2 protein-coding genes are annotated in these 1,145 nt (G+C 72.8%); both read right to left on the bottom strand.

The window, feature by feature from the left end; translation table 11 throughout:
• On the bottom strand, window positions 1-326 hold a 326-nt coding region (locus CQ042_RS20220), incomplete at its 3' end, for a thiamine pyrophosphate-binding protein (protein WP_258132382.1).
• The coding region (locus tag CQ042_RS20225; RefSeq protein WP_219844889.1) for an amidohydrolase family protein at window positions 323-1,145 on the bottom strand (823 nt) is incomplete at its 5' end. The genes CQ042_RS20220 and CQ042_RS20225, both read right to left, overlap by 4 nt.

Consider the following 1,145-nt stretch of genomic DNA (forward strand, 5'->3'; position numbering starts at 1 on the left):
CCGCGCCCGTAGGAGGTCGTCGGGATCTGTCCGCACAGGAGCAGCACCCGGGAGTTCGTCGCCCAGGCGGTCGACAGCGCGGCCAGTGTGTTCAGCATGCCGGGACCGGGGACGACGAGGCAGACGCCGACGTCTCCCGTGACGCGGGCGTAGCCGTCGGCCATGTACGCCGCGGCCTGTTCGTGCCGAGTGCTGATCAGTCGGAGCGCCGGGTGCGCCTCGATCGCATCGACGGCGTGGTAGATCTGCAGTCCGGGGATGCCGAAGACCGTGTCGACGCCTTCGATGGCCAGTTGTGCGGCGAGGGCCTCGCCTCCCGTCATCATGAGGGGGCCTCCGTGCGCTCGCGTCGCGCGGTGCCGAGGTCTTCGCCGAGCTCGGCGATCTCGCCGCGCCCGTCCCATCGCGCGGCCTCGGCGGGTGGTGCCCACCACACGCGGCGCACTCCGTCCAGCGGCTCGGCGAAGATGCGGTCGGTGGCGGCCGTGAGCTGTCGCACGAGCGCATCCGTGTCGGCGGCGGTCGGCGCACCGTCCTGCACGCGTACGACGCCGTCGACGATCACGGTGTCCACGCGGACGCGATCGTCGGTGAGCACGTGCATCGCGGGGGAGGTGCGGCCGCGTCCGAAGGGGTTCACCCGGATCAGGGTGAGGTCGGCGCGTTTGCCGGGGGTGATGCTGCCGATCCGATGATCCAGGCCGAGGGCGCGGGCGCCGTCGATCGTCGCGGCGCGCAGCACCCGTTCGGGGGTGACGCCGGGGAAGCCGGGGCGTCGCCGCTCGACGCGTCCCTGCATCCTCTCGATCCTGGCCTCGTCGGCCCGCTGGCTCTCGATGAGGAGACGCAGCTGTCCGAGCATGCCGGCGCCGCCGAACACCGGGCCGTCCGTGCCGACGCTCATGACGAGGTCGCGCCGGACGGCCTCGCCGATGTGCCACGACAGACCGTGGCGGTTGTCGGCGAGCGGGGTGACGTTCACCGGCACGCCCGCGGCCGCGATCAGGTCGTACTCGTGGGCGGTGAAGTCCCGCGAGTGCGACGGCAGCATGTCGGGGCCGAGCACGCCCGCCCGCGCGAGCAGCGTCACCTGGTCGCTGACGCTGCCCGTGTGCACGGTCATCGGCAGTCCGTGCGTGCGGGCG

The organism is Microbacterium sp. MYb62 (assembly GCF_002979475.1).
Lineage (GTDB): Bacteria > Actinomycetota > Actinomycetes > Actinomycetales > Microbacteriaceae > Microbacterium.